Source organism: Paenarthrobacter sp. NPDC091669, from assembly GCF_044756725.1.
Classification (GTDB): Bacteria; Actinomycetota; Actinomycetes; order Actinomycetales; family Micrococcaceae; genus Arthrobacter; species Arthrobacter bambusae_C.
On the sequence record NZ_JBIVTK010000008.1, the window covers coordinates 243,197 to 267,384 of the forward strand.

Sequence of the window (24,188 nt, forward strand, 5' to 3'; positions counted from 1 at the left end):
TCAGAGCACTTTGACCTGTATTAGTGGGCTGCCGGATAGTTGCAGCCACAAGTACGCATCAGACCGCCCTGTCGCGATGACCAGGACGAACCCAAGGAGAACCAATGGCACGTTTTGCAGCCAAGACCGGCGTCACCGCGGCGCTGGCCGCCACCGCTTTGCTCGGGCTCGCGGCCTGCTCGGACCCGGGTGCGACGGCGGCGACAGGGGCGTCCGCTCCGGCGTCGAGCTCTTCCACCAAAGAGTTCAACCTCACCCCGCAGCAGGACCGCATCAAGGTGACGGTGGACTCCGCCGCGGCTGCCCTGGTTCCGGACGCCATCAAAGCCGATGGCAAGCTGACCGTGGTGACCACCGGCGGCACTCCCCCGTTGAGCACTTTCGCCACGGACAACAAGACCCTGATCGGCAGTGAAGTGGACATCGCTTATGCCGTGGGCGAGAGCCTGGGCCTGCAGGTTGAGGTTCTTCCCGTGGCATGGGCTGACTGGCCACTGGGCGTCGAGTCCGGCAAATACGAGGCTGTGCTCTCCAACGTGACCGTCACCGAGGCGCGCAAGGAGAAGTTCGACTTCGCCACCTACCGCAACGACCTCCTGGGCTTCTATGCCAAGTCCGACGCTGACATCTCTCCCATCAAGGAAGCCAAGGACGTGGCCGGCAAGCGCATCATCGTCGGCTCGGGCACCAACCAGGAAGCCATCCTGGTCCGCTGGGACGAGGAGAACAAGAAGAACGGCCTGAAGCCGGTTGAGTTCCAGTATTACGACGACGACTCCGCCTCCCAGCTCGCGCTCCAGTCAGGACGCGCGGACCTCACGTTCGGGCCCAACGCTTCGGCAGCTTACAAGGCAGCCAAGGACGGCAAGACCAAGGAAGTGGGCACCCTCGAAGGCGGTTGGCCGCTGAAGGCCGAAATCGCCTTCACCACCCAGAAGGGCAACGGCTTGGCCGTGGCTGCCCAGGCCGCACTCAACACCCTCATCAAGGACGGCAATTACGGCAAGATCCTGGACCGCTGGGGCCTCTCTTCCGAGGCGATTCCCGCGTCCGAACTGAACCCGGCAGGCCTGCCCAAAAAGTAGGAACCGCTGTGGCAGGGCAGACCTGCCGACGCCGAATCCCCGCCGGACATCACCGGCGGGGATTCTTTGCGCCCGCTGGCCCAACTGGGTGCGGTTAGAAGTGGGCGGGGTCCGTGTTGGCCCCGCAGAGGATCACTGCCACCGTTTCGCCCGCCCGTGGGGTGTAAGCGCCGGACAGCAATGCAGCATAGGCTGCGGCGGCGCCGTGTTCCACCACTATCCTGTGCTTCTCCCAGAGGGCACGACGCGCTTGGATGATGTCCTCGTCCGTGACCAGGACACTCTGGACACCCGTGCGGCGGGCAACTCCGAAGCCGATCTCACCAATCCGCCGGGCCCCCAGGGAATCAGCGGCGATCCCGGAGACAGCCACGTCCACGGGCTCACCCTTGGCCAACGCCGTGTGCAAAGTTGGAACTGTTTCAGGTTCGACGCCCACAACGTGAGCCCTGCCTTCTGCCGCGGCCGCAATGCCGCCCATCAATCCGCCGCCGCCAACCGCAACGAGGATGGTGTCGACGTCGGGCAGTTCATCCAGCAGTTCCAGCCCTACCCCACCGGCGCCGGCCACGATCTCCGGCTGGTCGTAGGCGTGGCAGTAGACCGCGCCCTTCTCCTCGGCGAAGCGCACGGCAGCCGCATAGGCTTCGGCGTACTCGGCCCCACCCTGGACCACGGTGGCGCCAATGGCATAGAGCTTGTGGACTTTGTTCGCCGGTGCGGACTCCGGGACGAACACCGTTGCCGGGACTCCGAGTTTGGCTGCCGCGTACGCGTTGGCCAGGCCTGCGTTGCCGCCGGACGCCACCACGACGCCGACGGCCGGGTCCAGTTCGCCGTTCTCCTTCGCTGTGAGCAGGCGATTGAACGCGCCACGGGCTTTGAAGGAGCCCGTGTGCTGCATGTATTCGCATTTGAACCACAGGTGGTACGGCTCCTGGTCGCCGCTCTCGGCAAGGGGCGTGTGGCGGACCCAGCCCGCTGTACGTGAGTACGCTGCTTCTACTTCTTCGCGTGTGACCATCGTGGCTGCACCTTTCCGTCCGTTTCATCCTATGGTTTGCACGGGTGGGCTGAGCGCGGGCGGCATAGGCTTGATCCATGTCTGCCGATTTTGCCCTCCGCCCTGCCGTTGCCTCGGACGCTGCCTGGATAGCGGAACTCCGGGCCGTGGTGATGCGCCCGGACCTTGAACGCTTGGAGCGTTTCGATCCCGTCCGTGTACGCGAGCGCTTCCTGAACGGTTTCCAGCCGGAGCACACTTACATCATCCATACCGACGGCGTGGATGCCGGCGTCATTGCCGTTCGTCCCGAACCGGACACGCGGTGGATCGAGCACTTCTATGTTGCTCCCACCCATCAAGGCAGGGGCCTGGGCGCTGCCGTGCTGAGGCATGTCATGACGGCCTCCGTTGACGAACGCCCGTTCCGTTTGAACGTGCTTCAAGGCAGCGCCGCCCGCCACTTGTATGAGCGGCATGGTTTCCTACTGGAATCCGAGGACCCAGTCGACGTCTTCATGGTGGCACCGAACCCCAACGCCTCCTGACCGCCGGCCGCCTCGTGCGGTAACGTCAGCACAAACGTCAACGCAGGCTTCCGGGGGAACATCATGGGGAACGTTCGAGCACGCACCACACGGTTTTTAACGCTTTCAGCGATGGCCTTGGCTGCCGGGCTGCTGACGTCAGGGCTGCTTGCCACCGGCGCACCGCCTGCCACCGCGGACAACCAACCAACGCCCATCATCGACGGCGCCCCGTACGTGGGTGCCGAGCTGCGCCGCCAGTACGACTACAGCTATTGGGGCTGCAGGAATCCGGAAGGCGAGGGCGACGCCATTACGTTGGAATGGTTGCGCGACGGCGAGGCGCTCCCGGAGGAACGGCAAGGCGAAACCTTGCGGATCCTCCCCGAGGACCAGGGCAGCCGGATATCCATGCGGGTCCATCCGCTCACCCCGGGAAACCAGGGCTGCCCCACCGGCACGCAGCTGAGTTCGGAAACCCTGCCCGTGAAAGCCTCCAGCCGGGCCATGGGGTGGACCGGCCGGGGCAACTTTGAGCCCCTCGCCCGGACGCACGACGGCAGGCTCATCCTCTACCCCCGGACCTACACGTACTACAAAGGCATGTGCGAGGGTCCCTGCCCTGCATATTGGGGTTCATGGGACGAACCCGAGCAGGTGGGACAAGGATGGAATGTCTTTGACATCGTCGTCTCCCCCGGCGACTTCGACGGCGACGGCTTCAACGATCTCCTCGGCCGGGACGCCGCAGGCAAACTCTTCCTCTACCCCGGCGACGGTGAGGGTGGCTGGCTCGATCGCGAGCAGGTTGGCCAGGGCTGGAACGTCTTCAATACCATCGTGGGTCCTGGCGACTTCAATGGCGACGGCACCAACGATGTGCTGGCACGCGACGCAGCAGGTGGTCTTTTCCTTTACCCCGGCGACGGCGAAGGTGGCTGGCTCCCCCGCGACCAGGTGGGCTGGGGCTGGCAGGTCATGAACAAGATCATCACCGGCGGCGACATGAATGCCGATGGTGCCGTGGACATCTTCGGACGCGACCAGGACGGCTACCTGCACCAGTACCCCACTGACGGCGAGGGCGGCTGGGAGGAACCTGCGTCCCTCGGCCCGGGGTGGGAGACGTTTTCCGCGGTCGCCGGAATCGGCAGTTCCAGCCACTCGAAATACAACGAGCTCTCTGCCGTTGACGCCAACGGCAACCTTCTCAGTTACATTACGGGCGCTTCAAACTCAGGGCTGTATGGCCCTTACGGGCCCATCGGCCAGGGTTGGAACGTCTTCAAGGAACTGCTCTAAAGCGGCTGCCCCCACACCGTCAGCTGCAGGCTGACGGTCCCGCGCGAACCGTCGACGACGGCGGCACCCGGCCCGCCGCCGTCGGGCGCTCCGCCGTGCTGGCCCGGCGTGAAACCAAACCAGCGCCGGCAGAGCTGCAGCAGGCGGCCCGTGCTCATGGGACCCGCACCGACTCTGTTGAGCGCACCGGCGTCTCCAGTCCCAGATTTTCACGGAGTGTGGTGCCGCGGTATTCCGTGGGGTAGACGCCGCGTTCCTGGAGCTCGGGCACCAAGTGGTTCACGATGTCATCCAGGCCGGTGGGGACCAGCCACGGCGAGATGTTGAACCCGTCCACGGCGCCAACCCGGGCGTATTCGGCCAAATGATCGGCAACGGCTGTGTAGGAGCCGGTAAAAGTGGCGTCGACGCGTGCCGTCTTGGACGTGACGAACTGGCGGATGGAAAGGCCCTTGTCCTTGGCCTCGGCCCTCCACTGATCGGCGAGCTGCCGGGCCTTCGCGCCGTGGAATCCGCTGCCGCGGGTTTCCGACGTTTCTTCCACCACGGGATCGATCTCCGGAAGGGGTCCATCGGGATCGTAGGAGGAGAGTTCGCGGCCCCAGAACTGCTCCAGGTAGGCGATGGCTTGCTGCGGGCCGATCTGGAGGCTACGGACCCAGTCCTTCTTTTCCCGGGCTTCCTGATCGGTGGCGGCGAGGATGAATTCGCTGGCCGGCATGATCTGGACGGCATTGGCGCCGCGGCCGGCTGCGACCGAACGGGCAACAATGTCGCGGCGGAATTCCACGGCGTTGTCGAACTTCGGATGCGCGGAGAAGATCACGTCGGCCTGGCGGGCTGCGAAGTCGCGGCCTTCAGGTGAGTCTCCCGCTTGGAAGAGCACGGGACGGTACTGGGCGCTTCGGGGCAACAACGGGGTGACGTCCACGGTGTAGTGCTGACCTTCATGAAGGACCCTCCGCGCTGGACCGGTGGGCGTTTCCCACGAATCCCAGATCCTCTTGGCGGTCTCAACAAAGGCTTCCGCGTGGCGGTATCTGTCCGCGTGGTCCAGGTATCCCCCACGGCGGAAGTTCGCTCCGGTCCAGGCGTTGTCCGTGGTGACGATGTTCCACGCAGCGCGGCCACCGGAGATCAGGTCCAGGGAGGACAAACGGTGCGCGAGGTCAGCGGGATCGTTGTATGTGGTGTTCTGGGTGGCCACCAAACCGATGTTCGTGGTCACTGCAGCCAGCGCGGCAAGCATGGTCTGCGCGTCCGGACGGCCCACCACGTCCAGGGCGTGCGGGCGGCCGAGGTGCTCGCGAAGACGCAATCCTTCGCCCAGGAAGAAGGCAGCGAACTTGCCGCGCTCTGCGGTCTGGACGAGCCGGCGGAACGACTCGAAGTCCGTCTGCGAACCGGATTCTGCGGCCTTCCAAATGGTGCCGGAGTTGACGCCTTGGAAGAAGATTCCGAACTGGATCTGGCCGCTCGGCTGGAAAATGTCGCGTGTCATGGTGTTCCTTTACTTTCCTGAGCCGGAAGCGGTGGTTGCATAGCGGTTTTCCGCGGGGCCGAGGCCCAGCAGATCGCGGAACGTACCGTCTTGGAGAGGCGCCCGCAAGGAACCGCGGCGACGAAGTTCCGGAAGGACTACCCGGGAAAGTTCGTCCAGCTCCACGTGCAGGGCAGCCGGATGAAGACGAACGCCGTCGGCCTCCCCCAACAGCGAGTCGAGCAGCTCGGTGAGATCTGCCGGCGAGCCAACAAACCGCGCGCGGCCATTCTCTTGAGCGGACAAAGAACGCGAAACCGCAGCTTCCCCACGCGAGTCAAGGACGACGTCGAGCTCTGCCACAACCACTACCGAGACACCCAGCCGGGCGCGCACGTCGCGGACCTCGGCGGCGAGCAGCTCCGGCGTCGGCGCGGACACCAGGACAGCGTCAACAGCGTCAACCGGAACCAGGCCATCGCCCACCAGCGACGCAGCAGCAAGCACCGGCAACTGGCCCTGCAGCGGCCTCGGAATGATGGACGGACCCTTCACGGAATAGCCCGGACCCGGGAAATCGGAGGGCGTTTCGAAGTCCACATAGTGCAGCTTGTCCACATCGATGTACCGGCCCGTGGCGACGTCGCGGATCACGGCGTCGTCCTCCCACGAGTCCCACAGCCGCCGGCCAACCTCGATGGACGCGGCGGCTTCCTGCACCAGGGCGTCGCCAATAACGGAAGAGCGTCCGACGGCGGCAGCGGCCTCGGGCGATTCGGCGGCGGTCACGATCCACCCGGCGCGGCCACCGGAGACGTAGTCCAGGCTCGCGAGCTGCGTGGAGATGTGGAACGGCTCCGTGTAGACGGTGTCCACTTCCGGGACCACCGCGATGGTACGGGTGACGGGGCCGGCAAACGCGGCACGCTGCAGGGCGTTGGCACGCCCGGGAACCCGCCCGTCCGTGAAAGTTGCCACGTGGAAACCCGCGGACTCGGCGGTGAGGACGGCCGTGGCAAGGTTCTCATAGCCGGCACCGTCGAGTTCAATGGCCAGGAATCCGGCCTTGTTGTGGTTGGAGGAACTCACTTCTGGTCCTGACGTTCGTAGGGAATCTTTTCGCCGGCTTCGATGGCCACGGGCAGGCGGTTTTCGGCGGGCGGCAGCGGGCACGTGGCGAGGTCGGTGTAGGCGCACGGAAGGTTGACGGCCCGGTTGAAGTCGAGCTCCACCGAGCCATCCGCGGCGGGAACCACAGACAGCGAGCGGTTGGCCGCATAGGTGGTCTTCCCGGACGTCTGGTCAGTGAACAGCACGGACAAGGAGCCCGGAGCATGTCCGTTGAACGCGGTCAGTGCCAGTTCTTCGCCGGCCAGTATGAACCGAATCTCCCCGGGAGCCTCGTACACGTGCTGGATGCCCTCGACGGCGGCCCCCACCGTCGTGGGTCGCGGAGCCTCAAACGGGACAAAAGTACCGGCCACGGCAAACGCAGCATTGGGTGTGTAGGCGGGCGTGCCTTGGTATTCCTGCAAGAGGGTGTTGGACGGGTTCCGCGGCCGCACAATGTACTCGCCGCCGCGCTTGGCCACCTCAATCACGGTGTCGCTTGAGACCAGGTTGATGCCACCGCGTTCCTCGATGGGACCGAACTCGAGCGGCTCGCCACTTTTCAGTTCCACGCCGTCCTGTTGCAGGCTCTCGCCCGGCTCCAGGACGACACGTACGACGTCGGCGTCCACACTCCACGTTCCCGGCGCACCTTCCAGCCGGGTTGCCTCGCTGCTGAGCCAGTGCAGGTGGGTTACGGCGAGGAAACCGTGGGGGTGGGCACGGTGACGCTCATGGGCGGCGTGCCATTCCTGCCATTCCTCGTCGAAGGATTCGAGGGCGGTTTCGGTGCTCGTAGAGCTTTTAGTGTGCAAAGACATGTGCGGTATCGCTCCTGTTCAAGGCGTGGTCTGCTGTGACTGCTGCGGCGGCGTCGGGTTCGGTGGCCCCGGCGAATTCGGGTCGGCCACCGAAGGGATCGCTGGACTCCCACAGGGTGGTCGGCGCAGAAGCCCGGACAGCCGGGATGACCTCCAGCGCGAAACGTTCAAGGATCTCCAGCTGCTGTTCGAAGGGCAGTGTGGTGGGCAGGGAGATTGACTGGAGGTCGTGGTGGTACAGCGAGTGGTAGCTGAGGATCTTATCGATGACCTGCTCCGGGCTGCCCACCAATGCCGGCCCCTCAGCGACGGCGTGCTGGATGTCCCGGAACGGCGAATTGTTTCCCGGGACATTCCGGTTGGCGGTCAGTGCTTCATAAACAGGCCCGTACTGGCGGATGGCTTCCTGAGTGGTGTCCGCGATGAACACACCGCCTGCGCCGCTGCCCGAACCCAGGTACTGGTGCCGGGGATCGTGCCCCTGGCGCTCGTACTCTTCGCGGTAGTGGTCGATCAGGACCTTGTAGTTTTCCCGCGGTTGGATGGCATTGGCCGTGAACAGCGGATCCCCCCACTTGGCGGCGAGCGCAGCGGACGTCAGGGTTGTAGCCGAGCCGTGCCAAATCCGGGGCGATCCCGCGAAGGGGCGGGGCGTCGTCGTGGTTGGCTCGGTGAGTGCGGGCCTGAAGCGGCCCGACCAGATGACGCTTTCCTTCCGCCACAGTGCCCGCAGGAGTGCGTACTTCTCAGCCAGCAGGTCCCACTGGTCATCCAGTGACAGGCCAAAGAGCGGGTATTGCAGGACTTCGTTGCCTTTGCCGATCACCAGTTCCAGGCGGCCACGGCTGAGTTGGTCGATCGTGGCGTAATCCTCGGCCACACGTACCGGGTCCAGGACGGAGAGAACAGTAACGCCGGTCTGCAGGCGGATGCGGCCGGTGACGGCGGCAATCGCGGCGAGTACCGTCGTCGGGGAGGACGAGACGAACTCGCCGGCGTGACGTTCCCCCACGGAGAAGCTGTCGAATCCGAGTTCCTCGGCCCGTCGGGCCGTCTGTACCACCTGGTTCAGGCGATCAGCGGTGGAGACGATCTCCCCCGTCACCGGGTTTTTCAGGTGGGGGATGATGTCAAGGACCTGGAACTTCATTTGGTGGTCCCGGCAGGGGTCCCAAACGTCGCTTCGGTGACGGTCTTGGATTCCGGAATGGCTTCCTCGGAGAGGCCCCAGCGTTCCAGGACCTTGCCGTAGGAGCCGTCCTTGATGGTGGAGTTCAGGGCGTCGGTGATGGCCGGGGCCAGTCCGTTGCCCTTGAGGGTCGTGGCAGCCACCAGCGTTTCGGCCGGCCATCCGGCGTTGACCTTGCCTACTACCTTGAGGTCGTCGCGGGTGTTTTCGCGGTACGTCACGGACGGGAACGGTGCCAGGTTCAAGTCCGTGCGGCCGGAGGAGAGCGCCAGAATGGTGTCGGCGTCAGAGGAGTAGTACTGCAGGGTAGCCGGTGCCTTGCCCTTGTCCTCGAGCTCCTTGTTCCACGCCAGCAGGATCTTTTCCTGGTTGGTGCCGGAACCCACGGAGATCTTCAGGCCGGAGACGTCGTCCGAACCCTTGATGTCGTACGTGGAGCTCTTCTTCGCTTCAAAGCCCATGTACGCGGCGCGGTACGTGGAGAAGTCGAACAGTTTCACGCGGGCTGCGTTGATCCCCACGTTGGAGAATACGGCTTCGAAGTCACCGGACTGGGTCTTGAGCGGCCAGTTCTCCCACGACGTCACCTGAAGGTCCAGCTCCAGCCCGAGCTTGTCGGCCACCAGTTGGGCGATGTCCACCTCCACACCGATCGGCGTTTTGTCATCCGTGGCGTGGAAGGACAGCGGGATGGAGCCGGCTGTGGTGGCCACGGTCAGCTTGCCGTCCTTGGCAATCGTTGCGGGGACAGCGGCGGAGGCAGCGCCGTCTTTCTCGCCGCGGATCCGGTTCTGGTCCACTGAGGTGTTGTAGACAACGCCGTTCTTGGCGGCTTCGGACTCCGGCTTGGCTGCCGACGCTCCAGGGTCGGAGCACCCGGCCAGCACGGGAAGCACGACGGCGGGAAGTACAGCGAGCGCCAACAGCTTGCTCTTGGTGGTGGAGGCGGAACTACGGGTGGTGCGAAGCATGGGGTGTCCTAGATGTTGAAAGCTGGTTCGATGACTTTGGAGAAGAAGCTGCGCGTACGTTCCTCGCGCGGGTTCGCGAAGATGTCCTGAGGGGTGCCGGATTCGACGATCTGGCCCTGGTCCATGAAGACCACGGTGTCCGCGACATCCCGGGCAAAGCCCATCTCGTGGGTGACCACAATCAGCGTGGTGCCGGACTTTGCCAGTTCGCGGATGACGTCCAGGACCTCGTTGACGAGTTCCGGGTCCAACGCGGAGGTGGGCTCGTCAAATAGGAGGATCTTGGGATCAAGCGCCAGCGCCCGGGCAATCGCCACGCGTTGCTGCTGGCCTCCGGACAGCTGGCGCGGGTAGGCGTCTGCGCGGTCCTTCAAGCCCACCCGGTCCAGGAGTTCCAGTCCGCGCTTCCGGGCTTCGGCCTTGGAGCGCTTCTGGGCCACGATGGGCGCCTCGATGACGTTCTCCAAAGCAGTGAGGTGTGGGAACAGGTTGAAACTCTGGAACACCATGCCAATGTTGGTGCGCTGCTTGAGGATGTCCTTCTCACGCAGTTCGTGGAGCTTGTTGCCGCGGACTTCGTAGCCCACCAGTTCGCTGTCGATGGTGATGTATCCGCCGTCGACTTTTTCCAAGTGGTTGATGGTGCGCAGCAAGGTGGACTTGCCCGACCCGGAAGGACCCACGATCACTGCAACGCCACCCGGCGGGACGGACAAGGAAACGCCCTTGAGGACTTCCGTGGCGCCGAAGGACTTGCGGACATTGGTGATGTCCACCTGGCCGCGCGTGGCCGTCTTGGCCGCCGGGGCGGGCCGGGCCGCCGTCGTGCCCTTGTCATCCTGGGAAGGTGAGGGCGAGCCTGAACCGTTGGCCAGCTTGGCCTCAGCGAGGTGGGCGGCAGCGGCCGCTTCGGAGGAAGAGAAGACGGTGGTCATCGGGATTCCTTCGTGGGAGTGGCAGCAACGTGGGTGGTGAAGAACTTCCGGGCCCTCTGCAACGGAGTGAGCGGCAGGGTCCGCAGGGCGCCCTTGGAAAAGTGCCGTTCGATGTAGTACTGGAAGACGCTCAGCACCGAGGTGATCACCACGTACCAGAGCGTGGCCACCAGCAGCAGCGGAAGCACCTGCTGGGTCCGGTTGTAGATGACCTGGACCGTGTAGAAGAGTTCGGAGTAGGCCAGCACGTAGACAATCGAGGTGCCCTTGACCAGGCCGATGATCTCGTTGAACGCGTTGGGCAGGATGGCGCGCATGGCCTGGGGCAGCACAATCCTGGTGGAACGCTTCCATGCCGGGATGCCCAGGGCCGAGGCAGCCTCGAGCTGGCCCTGGTCCACGGAGAGAATGCCGCCGCGGATGATTTCGGCGGAGTAGGCAGCCTGGTTCAAGGTGAGGCCGAGGACCGCAGCGGCGAACTGGCTGATGAGCGTGGTGGTCTGGGCCTCGAAGAAACGGACGTCCGTGAACGGGATGCCCAGGCTGATCTTCTCGTACAGGTAGCCCAGGTTGTACCAAAGGAGGAGCTGGACCAGCAGCGGGGTGGAGCGGAAGATCCAGGAGAACGTCCAGGACACCGAGACCAGCAGCGGCGAAGCTGACAAGCGCATCAGGGCCAGAATGAACCCCAGGACGAAGCCCAGGACGCCGGAGATGGCCGTGAGCTTGAGGGTTTCAATGAGGCCATTGACCACCGACTGGGCGGTGAACCACTCGGCCACCACGCCCCACTCCCAGCGCGGGTTGGTCACCAGCGACCACGCAATGGCGGCCACGCCGGCAGCTACCAGCACAGTGCCCACCCATCGCCAGGGGTGCCGGGCCGGAACCAGCTTGTACTCGGAGTAATCCGGGGTGGGCGGTGCAGTGTCCGCCGTGGCAGGCGGTGCGATTGCACTCATGCGCCACCTCATTTCAGATCGGTTGTTGTCTATCGGATGGCTGCCAATCTATGGGCGTGCGAAACCCCGCAGCAAGGCGGGAATTTGCACTTCTTCACTGGACTTCGCGCGGCTTCGCAGGGGTTCGCACGACGTCACAATCGCCGTCATGAGGCGCCATATGCGTCCCTTCTTTGCGCGCCTTAACGTGACGTGACGTGTGGTGAACGGCGATTACTGCCGCCTCGACCGGCAGCCTGCTTCGTCCTTAGATTGGGCATCACCAACCACTGTTTTTCAGGAGATCCCATGCCGTCACGAGTACCAGCCATCGCCTTCATCGGCGGCGGCCCGCGCACGGCCGGTGTCCTCGAACGGCTTGCAGCCAACCGGCCGGAACTTTTCGGCGGTCCCCTGCACATCCACGTCATCGAACCCCATCAACCCGGTTCCGGGAGGATCTGGCGCTATGACCAGGATCCCGGGCTGCTGCTGAACTCAACGGCCGCGGACGTCACCATGTTTACGGATGCCTCCGTAGCTTGCGACGGCCCGACCGTTGAAGGTCCCGGCCTCTCCACCTGGGCTGCCGGCGTGCTGGACGGCAGCATCCGGGATGTTCCCCCGCTGGAGCCGCACCTGCTCGCGCAGCTCCGGTCGTTGACCCCCGCTTCCTTTCCCACCCGTCAGCTTCAGAGCAAGTACCTTGAGTGGTTCTTCGGCCGGGCCGTCAGCTCCCTCGGCCCCGAGGTGACGGTGACTGTGCACCGCGACACGGCCACCGCCGTCGAGCGTTCTGTTGGCGACGCCGCTGGGTCCGACGACGGTCCGCACCGCGTGCGGCTGGCTTCCGGCGCCGAGGTGCTGGCCGACGTCGTGGTGTACGCGTTGGGCCACACAGATTCCGTTCCCGACCCCGAGTCCGCCCGCCTCAGCAAGTTCGCTGCCCGGCACGGCGGGTTCCATGCGCCGCCGTCGTACACCACGGACGTGGACTACTCCGCGATTGAACCCGGGCAGGACGTGATCGTTTCCGGGATGGGCCTGGCGTTCGTGGACCTGCTGGTTTTGCTGTTCGAGGGCCGTGGCGGCCGCTTCGAAGAAACGCCCGACGGCCAGCTGGACTACGTAGCCTCCGGCGCCGAACCGCGGGTCTGGGCGGGGTCCCGCCGCGGTGTGCCGTTCCACTCCAAGATCTCCTCCACGCTGCGCGGCGAACCGATCGCCAAGCCGCGGTACTTCACTTCCTCCGCTATCGATGCGCTGCTCACCAGGCATCAGGAACTCGATTTCCGCACGCACTTGTGGCCTTTGATCGCCAAGGACGCCGGCTATGCCTACTACCGCGAGCTCTTCACCGGCTACCCGGAGCGGGTGCTGGGGACGTGGACCAGCTTTGAGTCGCGTTTCGACGCCGTTGATTGGTACAGCGCTGCCCGCGAAGAACTGGTCAACTTCTCCGTGCCGGATCCGTCGCTGCGCCTGGACCTCGAGAAGCTGGACCACCCGCTCAGTGGTTGTGCATTCGCCGATCACGACACCGTGCAGCGCTCAGTGGCCGCTTACATCCAGCGCGACCTTGACCTCCGCACCAGCCCCGACCACTCCGAGACCCTGGCCCTGTTCACCGCTTTGTTGTTCGTCTACATGGACCTGGGCCGTTTGGTCCCGCAAGAACGGCTCAACGCCCGCTCCCAGCAGACCATCCATGGTTGGTGGCACGGCTTCTTCAGTTTCGTCGACTCCGGGCCGCCCTCCCACCGCCTCCGCGAGATGCTGGCACTTCACCGGGCCGGGTTCCTCAAGTTCCTGGGTCCGGGCATGTGGGTCCGTGCCGACGATTCCGTAGGCAGGTTCGTGGCCGGGACGTTCCAATCGCCCGTGGTGGTGGACGCCGCCGCGTACATTGAGGCGCGGCTGCCTGCCGCTTCGGTGGAACGTTCCGCCAACCCTGCGTTGTCGGACCTGCACGACGCCGGATGGGGCACCGAACAACGGCTCCTCACCTCCGAGAGCGCGCACTCCACAGGAAAGCTGCTGGTCTCCGGGAATCACCAGGTGTTGTCCCCTGTTGGTACACCCCAGAGGGGTTTGTTCGCGGTGGGTCCGTGGACGTCCGGTTGGGGTGCAGGGGCGTTCGCGCGGCCCAACACCAACGCAGCACCCTTCCGGGAGAACGACGCCCTGGCACGCCGGATCCTGTCCGCTGTTGCTGCCGCCCGCCCAACTGAGTCGCAGTTAACGCCGTTATGAGCCCTCAAAACGGCATTAACTGCTACCTACTTGGGTTCCACCTACGAAAGGCCTGACATGACCACAACGCCAACCCTGCCGACGTCGGGCCTTACCGTCCTTCGGCTGCCCATGCGCGATCCCCGTGTCCGTCCGCTCCTGGACGAGCTCGCCGTCGAATACAACACCCGCTACGGGGACCTGTTCAGCAGTGAAGGGGCCGCGGAGGAACTGAACCGATACCCGGCCGAGGAATTCGAGGCCCCGCACGGTGCGCTGGTCATCATCCAGGAGAACGGCGAGTCCGTGGCAGGCGGCGCATTCCGCCGTTACGACGAACACACGGCCGAGCTCAAACGGATCTGGACGCATTCGGCCCACCGTCGCCGCGGCCTGGCACGCGTGGTCCTGACGGAACTGGAAAATGAAGCCCGACGCCGGGGCTACCGGAAGCTCTACCTCACCACCGGGCCGCGCCAGCCTGAGGCGAAGAACCTCTACCTCGCCACCGGCTACAAGGCGCTGTTCGACCTCGCGGCAGACCCCGAGGAAATCAAGCATTTGGCGTTCAGCAAGGATCTTGCCGCGCAGAGCTAAGCTATGCGCATGGCCAACAAACCCACTGCAACAACTGCCGAAAAACTCGCCACCATCCAGCAGGGCTACACCTTGGAGGGTGCCACCATCGAGCTGGGTGCCGCGATTGTTGATGGCGAAATCCACAAAGAGGCCCAAGTCCGCTTGCCGCTGGCCATGATGAACCGGCACGGACTGGTTGCCGGCGCCACGGGCACCGGCAAGACGGTCACGCTGCACATGATTGCCGAGCAGCTGTGTACGGCAGGTGTTCCGGTTTTCCTCGCGGACATCAAAGGCGATCTGTCAGGATTGGCGACGCCGGCCACTGGCAGCGAGAAGCTGACGGCACGTACGTCGGCGCTGGGCCAGGATTGGTCTGCGAAGAATTTCCCGGTGGAGTTCCTGTCGCTGGGCGGCGACGGACACGGTATTCCCGTCCGCGCCACCATCACCTCGTTCGGGCCCATCCTGCTCTCCAGAATCATGGATTTGAACGACACGCAGGAGTCCAGCCTCCAGCTCATCTTCCACTTCGCGGACAAGAACAACCTGGAACTGATCGACCTCAAGGACCTCCGTGCGGTCATCCAGTTCCTGACCTCGGACGAGGGCAAGGCCGAACTCGCCAACCTTGGCGGGCTTTCCAAAGCCACCGCCGGCGTGATCCTGCGCGAACTGGTCACCCTTGAGGCCCAGGGAATGGAGAAGTTCTTCGGTGAGCCCGAGTTCGATACCGCCGAACTGCTCCGCACAGCGCCGGATGGCCGGGGTGTCATCAGCTGCCTTGAGCTTCCTACCCTCCAGACCAAGCCGCTGCTGTTCTCCACGTTCCTCATGTGGCTCCTGGCCGACCTTTTCGAGGACCTCCCCGAAGCAGGCGACCTGGACAAGCCCAAGCTGGTCTTCTTCCTGGACGAGGCCCATCTGCTGTTCAACGGCGCCTCCAAGGCCTTCCTCGACGCCATCACCACCACCGTCCGGCTTATCCGCTCCAAAGGCGTGGGCATCTTCTTCGTCACGCAGACGCCCAAGGATGTTCCTGCCGACGTCCTGGGCCAGCTGGCCAACCGTATCCAGCACGCCCTGCGCGCCTTCACCCCAGAGGATGCCAAGGCGTTGAAGGCCACCGTGTCCACGTTCCCCGTCAGTGACTACGACCTCGAAGAGACGCTCACCTCCGCGGGCATCGGCGAGGCCGTCATCACCGTCATGAATGAAAAGGGCGCGCCCACACCCGTTGCTTTGACCCGGCTCCGTGCGCCGGAGTCCGTGATGGGGCCCAGCACAGACGATCTCATTCGCAGTACGGTTGCGGCGTCCTCACTGTTGGTCAAGTACGGCACCGCCGTGGACAACCTCTCCGCGTACGAGAAGTTGAATGGCCAAGCCGCCGTATCCACCGGCGATGCTGCTCCGGGGATGCCACCGGTGCCTGCTTCATCTTCCGGGGGTTCCGGGGCTTCCGGTGCTTCGCAGGCCGACATCGATGCCGAAGCGCGCCGGATCGAGGAAGAGATCCTGGGCCGTCCCAGCTCGCGGTCCTCTTCACCTCAGTCCTACCCGGCTCCCGCCCCTGCTCCAGTTCCGCAGCAGGCTCCGGCCCAGCAGGATGGCATGTTCGGTGACATCGCCGGCGCCCTCGGCGGGGCGTTGGGCGGCGGGCTGAAAAGCATGGTCCGGTCCATGGGCACGCAGTTGGGCCGCGACCTCATGCGCGGCGTCTTCGGCACCTCCTCACGGCGCCGCCGCTAGTCCCGCTGACGGACACAAGTACGACGCCGGGTGGCGGCAATGCTTGCTGCCGCCCGCCGTCGAGCCTTCTCCAATCGGTGGACATACGTCATATCGGGGCCTTCCTGCACAGTGATCGCTGCCGTGGCAGGTAACGTAAAGGGCGTGCAGTTGAGTCAAGCGTTCGTCAAGACCGCAGCCGGATGGCTGCTCGGTCTGATGCTTGCTGCCGCCGGAGCCATCGTCTGCATTAATTTGGTGAGCTCGTCGGTGGCCAGCCCACAACAGCCCGTCAAGGAGTACCTGGCGGCGCTGCAAAAGGGTGAAGGCGAAGAAGCGCTGGGCCTCCTGCGGGCCAAAGTGCCCAGCTCGAACGCCGCCATGCTGGACGGCACCGCCCTGCAAACCGCCGCGTCCAAGATGTCCGACGTCACCGTGGGGAACCCGGAATCGCGGGGCAGCAACCGTGTGGCAGTCCCCGTCGACTACACCCTGGACGGCAGCAAACTCCACACCGAGTTCCTCATGGAGCGGACCGGGACGCAGTGGCTGTTCTTCGCCAAGTGGGCGTTCGTGCCCACCACGTTGCCCACCATTGAGGTCACGGTGGTCAATGCCAGCGAAGCCACCCTCAATGGCGTGCCCGTCAATATGCCCAATGGCCGCAACACCTTCGCTGTCTTCTTCCCCGGCAAGTACGAGGCCAGCCTCAACGGGACCTTCTTCGAGGCGCCGCCCACCTCCGCCCTCGTATCAACACGCGACGGCGGCCAGGCTCCCCTGAACCTGCAGACGCGTTCCACCAAGTCCATGAACGAGGCCGTCGCCGGGAAGGTCCGGGAGTTCCTGGACAGCTGCGCGGCGCAGGCCACGGAGCAGCAGCGACTCCAGCCCGATTGCCCGTTCTACCATGCCAGCAACGCGCGCGTGGTGGACGGAACCATCAAGTGGGCCATCACGGATTATCCCAAGATCACCATCGAACCCTTCGGCGGCAAATGGGTGGTGGCTCCCTTGAACGGCAAGGCCACCCTGACTGCCCGGGAAATCAACCTGTTCACCGGGTACGTCAACGACCTCAATGTGGAGCACGATTTCAGCTTCACCACACAACTGGATGTCGACGCCGACACTGTGACGGTCACCCCGATGCTGACCTTCTGAGCTTCCCTGGCTCGCCGCACTGGCCTGGCGGTGGTCAAGCCCGCCAGCATAAAAATGGCCCGGGCCACCCCCCTAAGGGGTCAGGCCCGGGCCATTTCAGTCAGTAGGTTTAGTCCATACCGCGCAGGTCCAGCACCAGCTCGGACTCACCGTCGGCCTGCAGGACTACCGGAATGCCCCAATCCTGCTGGTAGAGGTGGCAGGCGGCGTGGTCCGGGATTTCGCCGTCTTCAGTTTCAGGTCCGTCGCAAGCAGCCGCACGGGCGGTGATGTGAAGGATGCCTTCGGGAACGTCGGCGGACAATTCCAGGGTGCGCAGCAGACCCACAGATGTTCCGCCCCCGGAGACCAGCAGTTCCGGCGGAGTGGAAGAGATCTTCATCTGCGTGGGATCGCCCCATCGGTCGTCCAGCTTCTGGCCGGTGGGCGCCGTGAAACGGACGGCCAGTTCCAACGGGCCGGGGGTCACCGGACTCTTGGGACGGTGCGTCTGTGAGGCGCCCTCGTCCACCTGCTGGGCTTCCTTGGGGATCGGAACCAGGACCAGTTGGTGCTTGTTGGACTCCACCACTACAAGCAGCGGCTCACTGCCCTCCACCTGGACCACCACGACGTCACTCGGCTCAGCGAGGCCCCTCGCCAACGTGGACACCGACTTGGTAGCGGGGTCGTAGCGGCGGACGGCGCCGTTGTAGGTATCTGCGATGGCTACAGAACCGTCCGGCAGGACGGTGACACCCAAGGGGTGCTGCAACCGGGCATCAGCGGCGTCGCCGTCACGGAAGCCGAAGTCGAACAACCCTTCGCCAACCGCGGTTTCCACGGTGACGCCGGACTCGTTGAGCACCAGCCGGCGAAGGGACGACGTTTCGGAGTCCGCAACCCAGATGTTGCCCTCGGCGTCGATCGCCAGGCCGGAGGACTGGGCGAACCAGGCTTCTTCAGCCTTCCCGTCCAGCAGGCCTTCCAGACCGGACCCGGCCAGGATGGAAACCTCGTTGGCCAAGGGGTCGAAGCCGAAGATCTGGTGCGTTCCGGCCATGGCGATGACAACGCGCTGCAGCTTCTCGCTCCACACCACGTCCCACGGCGAGGACAGGGAAACCTCCGTGCCCAGACCCAGCGCCCCCACGTCGATGGCGTCGGCCGCGAAGTCAGCCGGGCCGGCGTCGTGATGTTCAGACCACGTACCGGCGCCCGTGTCCGTTACCCGGGCGGGTCCGGCGTCGAGCAACCGCTGTACACCGTTCCCGGCGACGGTCTGCACGTAGCCGGAGCTTAGTGTCACTCCACGGAGGCGGTGGTTGACGGTGTCGGCCACCACGGCGTCGTAGCCCAGTTTCCATGCGAGCTCCGACGGGAGCAGCGCGACGCCCTGGGGCTCGTTGAACTGTGCGATCTCCGCTTGGCCGTCCAGGTACCCCTTGGTGCCGGAGCCGATGACGCGCTCCACGGTTTCCAGGTCCGGGCGGAGCTCCACCAGGCGGTGGTGGCCGGAGTCCACTACGAGGTAGTTGCCGTTCGGCAACTGTGTGGCTTTGCCCGGGAAACGCAAAGTGCCCGACGTCGGCACGGGAGCCACGTAGGGGCCGTCGCCGCGGTGGAGGGTTCCCTTGGCTTCATGCTCGGCGACGAGTTCTTCCAGCAAGACAGCCAGGCCGTCGGCGTGGCCCTCACCGGAAAGGTGGGCCACGATGTAGCCCTCGGGGTCGACGACCACCAGTGTGGGCCAGGCGCGGGCCGTGTAGGCCTTCCACGTGGCGAGTTCCGGGTCGTCCAGGACCGGGTGGTGGATTTCGTAGCGCTCAACGGCCGATGCCAGCGCTACGGGGTCTGCTTCGTGCTCGAACTTGGGCGAATGTACGCCCACCGTCACTAGGACGTCGGAGTACTTCTCTTCGAGGGGGCGCAGCTCGTCAAGAACGTGCAGGCAGTTGATGCAGCAGAAGGTCCAGAAGTCCAGCAGCACGATTTTGCCGCGCAAGGACTCCAAGTCCAAGGATTTGCCGCCCGTGTTGAGCCAGCCGCGGCCCTCCAGTTCGGAGGCCCGGACCCGGAGTTGGGTGCGTACGGTTTCGCTCATCAGCGTCCTTCCAGCTTGGTGTTCGGTTCAGTCTGCACTGCAGAGTCTGGGCGTTCGGCATTGCTGCGTTCCGCGGTGTTTTCCGCAGTGTTGCGTCCGGCATTGCTGCTATCGGCATTGCTGCTATCGGCATTGCTGCTATCGGCGTCGCCGCGTTCGGCCTGGGCCGTTCGGGATGGTTGGACCGTCCTGGAAGGCTGGGCTGTGCGGTCTGCCATTTTGGCATCGCGGTCGGCGAGCCGGGCAAACATATCGTTGTAAGCGCTCAGGTCGGCGTCGTTATTCCTGTCCGCGGCACGATCAACGCGGCGGGTCTCCCGTTCATCCGAGCGTGACCACATCACGGCCACACCGATCGCCACCAGCAGTGTGGGAACTTCGCCGATGCCCCACGCAACTGCTCCGCCCAACTGCTGGTCCCCGATGGCTGAAGGACCCCAGGCCCGGCCCAGGTTTCCAAAGTAGTCGGCCGCCAGCAGCCCAGTGCCACCCATGATGGCAACGCCGAAGAACGCGTGGAAGCCCATGGTGGCCAGCAGGAGGAGCAGGCGCATCGGGTAGGGAGCACGGCGCGGCAGCGGATCGCTGCCGATCATGCCCAGCACAAAGATGTAGCCGGTCAGGAGGAAGTGCACGTTCATGAGCTCGTGGCCCACGTGTTCGCGCATCGCCAGGCCGAATAGGTCCGAGTAGTAGAAGAGGACGATGGAGCCCGCGAAGTTTGCCGCGGCGAACAACGGGTGCGTCACGATCTGCGAGAACCTGGAGTGCACAAACAGCAGCAGCCATTCGCGAAGTCCCCGTGAGCCGTGGGCCCCTTCACCTCTGGAAGGCAGTGCCCGCAGGGCAAGCGTGACGGGTGCGCCCAGGACCAGGAAGATCGGGGCAACCATGGTCAGGGCCATGTGGTCCACCATGTGCGCTGAGAACAGCACTCGGCCATAAACAGCAGGCGGGCCGGAGGTGATGTAGGTCAGCACCACGAGGCCGATCAGCCAGTTCACTGACCGGAACCACGACCATTTGTCTCCGCGCTTGCGGACCTTGATGATGCCCATGATGTAGGTGACCGCACCGAACAGCGCTACTCCCACCCACAGCCAGTCGAACCGCCATTCGGTGAGCCAGCGTTCCGGGGTGAGTTCCGGTGGGAGCTCGTAGCCGGAGAGGATGAACGACGGCGATGCATCGGGCGCGTAGGTGGTGGGCTGCGGCGGAGCCGAGCGTCCCAGCGCAACGGCAAGTCCCGACGTCGCGCCCATGACCAGCAACTCAACCAGAACCAGTTGCCACAGCACGCGGCGGGCAGACATGGATCCGTTCTTGCCGAGTTGGGGAATGACCCACTGCCGGTGCATAAACCCGATGCCACCCAGCACCAGCGTTGCCAAGGATTTCGCCACAATGAGTTGACCGTACGGGGAGCCGAACAGGTCCGCGGGGTTGGTCACGCGGATGGCGGCATTGATGACGCCGGAGGCGAACACCAGCACGAAGGCGAAGCCGGCCAGGGCCGAGAACCGCCGGAGGGTTTGTTCGGTGATGTCCGGCGTTCCCTTGCTCCGGGAACCCGTGAGGATCCCGGAAAGGACTGCAAGCATGATGATTCCGCCCACCCACGTCGAGACCCCTACGAGGTGGAGTCCCAGCGAGTTGATGGCGCCTTCGTGGTCGCTGGAACTCGACGAGTGTCCGATCAAGGCGGTCGGAATGAGGCCGATCAAGGCCAGCAGGAGAGTGAACGCCAGCCCGGTCAGGGATCTCACCCCGAACAGCGCGGTAGTGACCACTGCGGCGATGATGGTGACGGCGAGCCAGGCCTTGCCCGTCTCGATGTCCGTCATGAAGTACACCAGCGAACGCGTGAACTCGGCGTCGCCCGAGAGCCCTTGCCCCGCTACGTCTGCGTAGGTGAGGACGAGGACTGCCACTGCGGACAATGTCCATGCCGCTCCCGCGGCTGCGGCTACGGCGAGGGCCCGGGCAAAAGCGGGGTGTTCGGGAGCGTCCACGTCCTTCTCCCGGGAACGGGACCCTCCGAGGTTCTTGGGCAGGATGCCGACGGCGAAGATCAAACCGCCCACCACAGTAGCCACTGAGACGTTGTGGATGGCTTTGGCAAACGGAAGGCCCCACCGGACCAGCTCGCCGGGGTCGGAGACCTGCCGTGCTGCGGAAGCGCCCGAGAAGATGAGTGCCGCGGCGAGCGTCAGGAACAACGCCGCCAGACTGGCCAATTGCCACGGCAGGGAAATCCCCGCGACTGTAGTGCCTCCCCGCGCTCCCGGCGTGGGAACAGGCGAAGGGGCAGTTGCGGAATTTCTTGCTGATGGCACTCATCCATTGTCCGCTACCTGTCGCAAGGCTGCGAATCGGGGCGGTGCTATGTGGATCACGGGCGCTATGTGGATATGTAGAAAGCAGAAGGGACGGCAACCATCAGGTTGCCGTCCCTTCCAGGCGTTCGCCGAAGAGTAATTACTTCTTCTTTGCGACAGCAGCCTTCAGCTTGGAGCCAGCGGTCAGCTTGACGCTGTGGCCGGCTGCGATCTGGATGGTCTCGCCGGTCTGCGGGTTGCGGCCGGTGCGAGCTGCACGGTCGGTGCGCTCAACTGCGAGCCAGCCCGGGATGGTGATCTTTTCGCCGGCGGCGACAGAAGTCTCGAAAACTTCGAACAGTGCATCGAGCACGGAGTTGACTGCTGCCTGGCTGGTGCCAGCCTTGCCTGCTACCTCTGCAACGAGTTCACTACGGTTCTTAGCCATTTACGTCCTCCTGGACTCATACGTTTTTGAGCTTTCAAGCGGAATGCGAGCAAGCCACTGTTCGAAAACTTACCAGCTTGGGCTGACATGGCCAGCAAATTCCGCGTGTTTCCGCGCCTTTTTGACCAAAATCACCGGAATTTCGGGGTTTTTAGGGGTCCTTTACGCCCTTGGCGTACCCTACGGCGTTGGCCGCACCCCCGTGCGCCTTATCAGATCTCCCCTGTGCGCCGTCTGTTGTTCTCCGTCAGTACAGCACGCGCTGGAACAAAAGGTGGTCCTGCCATTCCCCCGCGATGTGCAGGTAGGCGGGCGCCACACCGATCCGGTCGAACCCGCACCGGCTGAGGACGGCCTGGGACGCTGCGTTGTGGAGCAGCGTCGCGGCTTGGACCCGATGGAGGCCGAGCTCCTCTGTTGCCATACCAACGACGGCGGCAACCGCACCCGACGCCAAACCCCTGCCCGTACATTCCCGATCAATCCAATAGCCCAGGTTGGCGTTCTGGAAAGGGCCACGGACGATGCCGGTCAAGGTGATCATCCCGTGAATTCCGCGGCTGCCGGTGATGACCCATGGCACTTCACTGCCACCGGCATAGTGGCCCAGCTTGGCTCGTATCGAAGCCTCCTGGCCGGCCACGGTAAAGAAGTCATCTCCACGGGTGGGCTCCCATTGCTCCAAATGCTCTCGATTACGCAGATAAGCAGCAGCCAGTTCTGAGGCGTCTGAAAGTTCAAGAGGGCGCAGGTTCACCTGTTCGCTGCCTTCTCCGCTTGAGCTGGCTGACAGCTGTCGTGTGAGATTCATCCCCAGACTCTACCGGCGCCTGCCTCGACAATTGCGCGGGTTTCTTCGGAGTGATAGTTTTCGGGTGATCGTGAACTTTTGGCAGGAGGTGAGACCCATGAACGCAGTATCCACAGTGGGCGCTCCCTGCAGTCCACGATCCCGCGACTGAGCCAGTCGCCACTGGGAGCGTCCGTCACGCACTTCGCGAAAGGCGACTCCCTTGAACACATCAACTTCTTCATCAATGAACCCCAGCCCGACGACGGCGCCCGGGTTACCGGCATCCGTCCAGTCCCAGCCACAAACCGATCCCGCCCCGGCGTTCAAAGGGCAGGCGAAGCCCGAACGGGCCTTGGTCCTCGGTGGGGGCGGCTCAACAGGCAACGCATGGCTGATCGGAGTCATTGCCGGCCTGTTCGATGCCGGGCTGGACGTCACCACTGCCGACCTGACCATCGGGACCTCGGCAGGGTCCACAGCCGCAGCCCAGCTGGCCGGCGCGACACCATCCGAGCTGTTCAATGCCATCGTTGCCGCGGCCACGCAGGAACCAGCGGACAGCGTTCGGTCAGGCCGGGCTGCATCAGGCCATGTTGGATCTGGCCCCAGACCGGTAAGGGACCACATGGAACGAACCGGGAACATCATGAGTGCTTCCACGGACATCACGGATATGCGCCGGAGATTGGGGGCAGCAGCCATTGAGATGGCCGAAGCCATGGAAGGCTCCAGCGCACGATGGCGGGCGACGGTCGCAAGCCGTTTGCCCCAAGCGCAGTGGCCGGAACGGAGAATCCTCCTGACCGCGGTCGACGCCCGGACGGGTGATCCGGTGACATTCGACCGCCACAGCGGAGTGGATCTCGTAGACGCGGTTGCCGCCAGTTGCGCCAGCGGCTTTGCCTACAGCATCGGCAGCAACCAATACATCGACGGCGGATACCGCACCAACGCCGAGAACGCAGACCTGGCAGCCGGGTATGCACGGGTGCTGGTGTTGGCCCCTTTTGGCGGCCGTACGCGGACTCCGTTGGAGTGGGGCATGCACCTCACTGGGCAGGTGGACGCGCTGCGAGCCAACGGCAGCCACGTTGAGAGAGTCTTTCCGAACAGCGATTCCGAGCACATGTTCGGCGTCAATGCGATGGATCTGTCCTTGCGTCCGCCTGCTGCGCGAGCAGGATTTCACCAGGGCAAAGCGTTGGCGGCACATTTGGCCGATTTCTGGGGCTAAGTGGATTTTCCCGGCTGCCGGAGCTTCGGACACCTGAGGCAGGCGCATGAGGCAGGCGCGCCCTTTTCGACACCCGGCTGCCAAGGGCGGGAAGGCCGATAAGGGCGGGCCGGCCGGCGGGTGGGTGGGTCTGGTGCTGATGTGTGTTGGTGTGTGTTGGGTGGTTAAAGGGGAAGAGCCCCGACCTGTGGTCGGGGCTCTTGCCTTAATGGTTGTCCGGCGGTGTCCTACTCTCCCACACC

20 protein-coding genes are annotated in these 24,188 nt (G+C 64.4%); 8 read left to right on the top strand and 12 right to left on the bottom strand.

The window, feature by feature from the left end:
- Positions 1-104 precede the first annotated feature (104 nt).
- Positions 105-1,085: an ABC transporter substrate-binding protein gene (locus ACIQLI_RS15430; RefSeq protein WP_089596465.1), complete on the top strand. Its 981-nt coding sequence runs from the start codon at positions 105-107 to the stop codon at positions 1,083-1,085.
- Between the two features lie 94 nt (positions 1,086-1,179).
- On the opposite strand, the gene ACIQLI_RS15435 is transcribed toward ACIQLI_RS15430, so the two are convergent.
- Positions 1,180-2,109: a threonine/serine dehydratase gene (locus tag ACIQLI_RS15435; protein ID WP_354227323.1), complete on the bottom strand. Its 930-nt coding sequence runs from the start codon at positions 2,107-2,109 to the stop codon at positions 1,180-1,182.
- A gap of 77 nt (positions 2,110-2,186) precedes the next feature.
- On the opposite strand from ACIQLI_RS15435, the gene ACIQLI_RS15440 reads away from it, so the two are divergent.
- Together ACIQLI_RS15440 and ACIQLI_RS15445 are read left to right on the top strand one after the other, a co-directional pair.
- The gene (locus ACIQLI_RS15440) at positions 2,187-2,636 is read left to right on the top strand and encodes a GNAT family N-acetyltransferase (RefSeq protein WP_400390045.1); all 450 of its coding nucleotides are present in this window, start codon (positions 2,187-2,189) and stop codon (positions 2,634-2,636) included.
- 63 nt (positions 2,637-2,699) lie between these two features.
- Positions 2,700-3,917 (top strand): FG-GAP repeat domain-containing protein, encoded by a 1,218-nt coding sequence (locus ACIQLI_RS15445; protein WP_400390047.1) that lies wholly within the window; start codon positions 2,700-2,702, stop codon positions 3,915-3,917.
- A gap of 154 nt (positions 3,918-4,071) precedes the next feature.
- Here the strand turns inward: ACIQLI_RS15445 and ACIQLI_RS15450 are convergent, their stop codons facing one another.
- From ACIQLI_RS15450 to ACIQLI_RS15480, 7 genes are read right to left on the bottom strand one after another with little or no spacing between them, the layout of a single operon-like run.
- Positions 4,072-5,418 carry an NtaA/DmoA family FMN-dependent monooxygenase gene (locus ACIQLI_RS15450; protein ID WP_354227317.1) on the bottom strand — a complete coding sequence of 449 codons (1,347 nt, stop codon included), beginning with the start codon at positions 5,416-5,418 and terminating at the stop codon, positions 4,072-4,074.
- Between the two features lie 9 nt (positions 5,419-5,427).
- Positions 5,428-6,486 (bottom strand): LLM class flavin-dependent oxidoreductase, encoded by a 1,059-nt coding sequence (locus ACIQLI_RS15455; RefSeq protein WP_400390049.1) that lies wholly within the window; start codon positions 6,484-6,486, stop codon positions 5,428-5,430.
- Positions 6,483-7,328 carry a DUF1684 domain-containing protein gene (locus ACIQLI_RS15460; RefSeq protein ID WP_400390051.1) on the bottom strand — a complete coding sequence of 282 codons (846 nt, stop codon included), beginning with the start codon at positions 7,326-7,328 and terminating at the stop codon, positions 6,483-6,485. Before ACIQLI_RS15460 ends, ACIQLI_RS15455 begins: the two co-directional genes overlap by 4 nt.
- Entirely contained in the window at positions 7,312-8,478 is a 1,167-nt protein-coding gene (locus tag ACIQLI_RS15465) for an LLM class flavin-dependent oxidoreductase (protein ID WP_400390053.1), read from the bottom strand. The genes ACIQLI_RS15460 and ACIQLI_RS15465 overlap by 17 nt, the downstream gene beginning before the upstream one ends.
- Positions 8,475-9,488: an ABC transporter substrate-binding protein gene (locus tag ACIQLI_RS15470; RefSeq protein WP_400390055.1), complete on the bottom strand. Its 1,014-nt coding sequence runs from the start codon at positions 9,486-9,488 to the stop codon at positions 8,475-8,477. Before ACIQLI_RS15470 ends, ACIQLI_RS15465 begins: the two co-directional genes overlap by 4 nt.
- Before the next feature lie 8 nt (positions 9,489-9,496).
- Positions 9,497-10,423, bottom strand: a complete 927-nt coding sequence (locus tag ACIQLI_RS15475) for an amino acid ABC transporter ATP-binding protein (RefSeq protein WP_400390056.1) — start codon at positions 10,421-10,423, stop codon at positions 9,497-9,499.
- A complete protein-coding gene (locus ACIQLI_RS15480) occupies positions 10,420-11,385 on the bottom strand; it encodes an amino acid ABC transporter permease (protein ID WP_354227305.1) in 966 nt (321 codons plus the stop codon). Before ACIQLI_RS15480 ends, ACIQLI_RS15475 begins: the two co-directional genes overlap by 4 nt.
- A gap of 288 nt (positions 11,386-11,673) precedes the next feature.
- Between ACIQLI_RS15480 and ACIQLI_RS15485 the strand changes: the two genes are divergently transcribed.
- The 4 genes from ACIQLI_RS15485 (at position 11,674) to ACIQLI_RS15500 (ending at position 17,070) form a co-directional block, all read left to right on the top strand.
- Positions 11,674-13,617 (top strand): FAD/NAD(P)-binding protein, encoded by a 1,944-nt coding sequence (locus tag ACIQLI_RS15485; protein ID WP_400390059.1) that lies wholly within the window; start codon positions 11,674-11,676, stop codon positions 13,615-13,617.
- 57 nt (positions 13,618-13,674) lie between these two features.
- The gene (locus tag ACIQLI_RS15490; RefSeq protein WP_400390061.1) at positions 13,675-14,193 is read left to right on the top strand and encodes a GNAT family N-acetyltransferase; all 519 of its coding nucleotides are present in this window, start codon (positions 13,675-13,677) and stop codon (positions 14,191-14,193) included.
- Between the two features lie 3 nt (positions 14,194-14,196).
- On the top strand, positions 14,197-15,927 hold the full coding sequence (locus tag ACIQLI_RS15495) for a helicase HerA-like domain-containing protein (protein ID WP_400390063.1): 1,731 nt from the start codon (positions 14,197-14,199) through the stop codon (positions 15,925-15,927).
- A gap of 114 nt (positions 15,928-16,041) precedes the next feature.
- Positions 16,042-17,070, top strand: coding sequence for a hypothetical protein (locus ACIQLI_RS15500; RefSeq protein ID WP_354227976.1), 1,029 nt, complete (start codon positions 16,042-16,044; stop codon positions 17,068-17,070).
- 109 nt (positions 17,071-17,179) lie between these two features.
- Here ACIQLI_RS15500 and ACIQLI_RS15505 read toward each other — a convergent pair whose 3' ends face one another.
- The 4 genes from ACIQLI_RS15505 to ACIQLI_RS15520 form a co-directional block, all read right to left on the bottom strand.
- Positions 17,180-19,153: an NHL domain-containing thioredoxin family protein gene (locus ACIQLI_RS15505; RefSeq protein ID WP_400390065.1), complete on the bottom strand. Its 1,974-nt coding sequence runs from the start codon at positions 19,151-19,153 to the stop codon at positions 17,180-17,182.
- On the bottom strand, positions 19,153-21,489 hold the full coding sequence (locus ACIQLI_RS15510; protein ID WP_400390067.1) for a cytochrome c oxidase assembly protein: 2,337 nt from the start codon (positions 21,487-21,489) through the stop codon (positions 19,153-19,155). Before ACIQLI_RS15510 ends, ACIQLI_RS15505 begins: the two co-directional genes overlap by 1 nt.
- 142 nt (positions 21,490-21,631) lie before the next feature.
- Entirely contained in the window at positions 21,632-21,919 is a 288-nt protein-coding gene (locus ACIQLI_RS15515) for an HU family DNA-binding protein (RefSeq protein ID WP_011776355.1), read from the bottom strand.
- Between the two features lie 247 nt (positions 21,920-22,166).
- On the bottom strand, positions 22,167-22,730 hold the full coding sequence (locus tag ACIQLI_RS15520) for a GNAT family N-acetyltransferase (protein ID WP_400390069.1): 564 nt from the start codon (positions 22,728-22,730) through the stop codon (positions 22,167-22,169).
- 202 nt (positions 22,731-22,932) lie between these two features.
- On the opposite strand from ACIQLI_RS15520, the gene ACIQLI_RS15525 reads away from it, so the two are divergent.
- Positions 22,933-23,946 (top strand): patatin-like phospholipase family protein, encoded by a 1,014-nt coding sequence (locus ACIQLI_RS15525; protein WP_400390070.1) that lies wholly within the window; start codon positions 22,933-22,935, stop codon positions 23,944-23,946.
- Positions 23,947-24,188: the final 242 nt, after the last annotated feature.

Bases quoted from the DNA above. Each gene is read 5' to 3' on its own strand.
- ACIQLI_RS15430 (WP_089596465.1), top strand. From the start codon at position 105: ATGGCACGTTTTGCAGCCAAGACCGGCGTCACCGCGGCGCTGGCCGCC.
- ACIQLI_RS15435 (WP_354227323.1), bottom strand. From the start codon at position 2,109: ATGGTCACACGCGAAGAAGTAGAAGCAGCGTACTCACGTACAGCGGGC.
- ACIQLI_RS15440 (WP_400390045.1), top strand. From the start codon at position 2,187: ATGTCTGCCGATTTTGCCCTCCGCCCTGCCGTTGCCTCGGACGCTGCC.
- ACIQLI_RS15445 (WP_400390047.1), top strand. From the start codon at position 2,700: ATGGGGAACGTTCGAGCACGCACCACACGGTTTTTAACGCTTTCAGCG.
- ACIQLI_RS15450 (WP_354227317.1), bottom strand. From the start codon at position 5,418: ATGACACGCGACATTTTCCAGCCGAGCGGCCAGATCCAGTTCGGAATC.
- ACIQLI_RS15460 (WP_400390051.1), bottom strand. From the start codon at position 7,328: ATGTCTTTGCACACTAAAAGCTCTACGAGCACCGAAACCGCCCTCGAA.
- ACIQLI_RS15465 (WP_400390053.1), bottom strand. From the start codon at position 8,478: ATGAAGTTCCAGGTCCTTGACATCATCCCCCACCTGAAAAACCCGGTG.
- ACIQLI_RS15470 (WP_400390055.1), bottom strand. From the start codon at position 9,488: ATGCTTCGCACCACCCGTAGTTCCGCCTCCACCACCAAGAGCAAGCTG.
- ACIQLI_RS15475 (WP_400390056.1), bottom strand. From the start codon at position 10,423: ATGACCACCGTCTTCTCTTCCTCCGAAGCGGCCGCTGCCGCCCACCTC.
- ACIQLI_RS15480 (WP_354227305.1), bottom strand. From the start codon at position 11,385: ATGAGTGCAATCGCACCGCCTGCCACGGCGGACACTGCACCGCCCACC.
- ACIQLI_RS15485 (WP_400390059.1), top strand. From the start codon at position 11,674: ATGCCGTCACGAGTACCAGCCATCGCCTTCATCGGCGGCGGCCCGCGC.
- ACIQLI_RS15490 (WP_400390061.1), top strand. From the start codon at position 13,675: ATGACCACAACGCCAACCCTGCCGACGTCGGGCCTTACCGTCCTTCGG.
- ACIQLI_RS15495 (WP_400390063.1), top strand. From the start codon at position 14,197: ATGCGCATGGCCAACAAACCCACTGCAACAACTGCCGAAAAACTCGCC.
- ACIQLI_RS15505 (WP_400390065.1), bottom strand. From the start codon at position 19,153: ATGAGCGAAACCGTACGCACCCAACTCCGGGTCCGGGCCTCCGAACTG.
- ACIQLI_RS15515 (WP_011776355.1), bottom strand. From the start codon at position 21,919: ATGGCTAAGAACCGTAGTGAACTCGTTGCAGAGGTAGCAGGCAAGGCT.
- ACIQLI_RS15520 (WP_400390069.1), bottom strand. From the start codon at position 22,730: ATGAATCTCACACGACAGCTGTCAGCCAGCTCAAGCGGAGAAGGCAGC.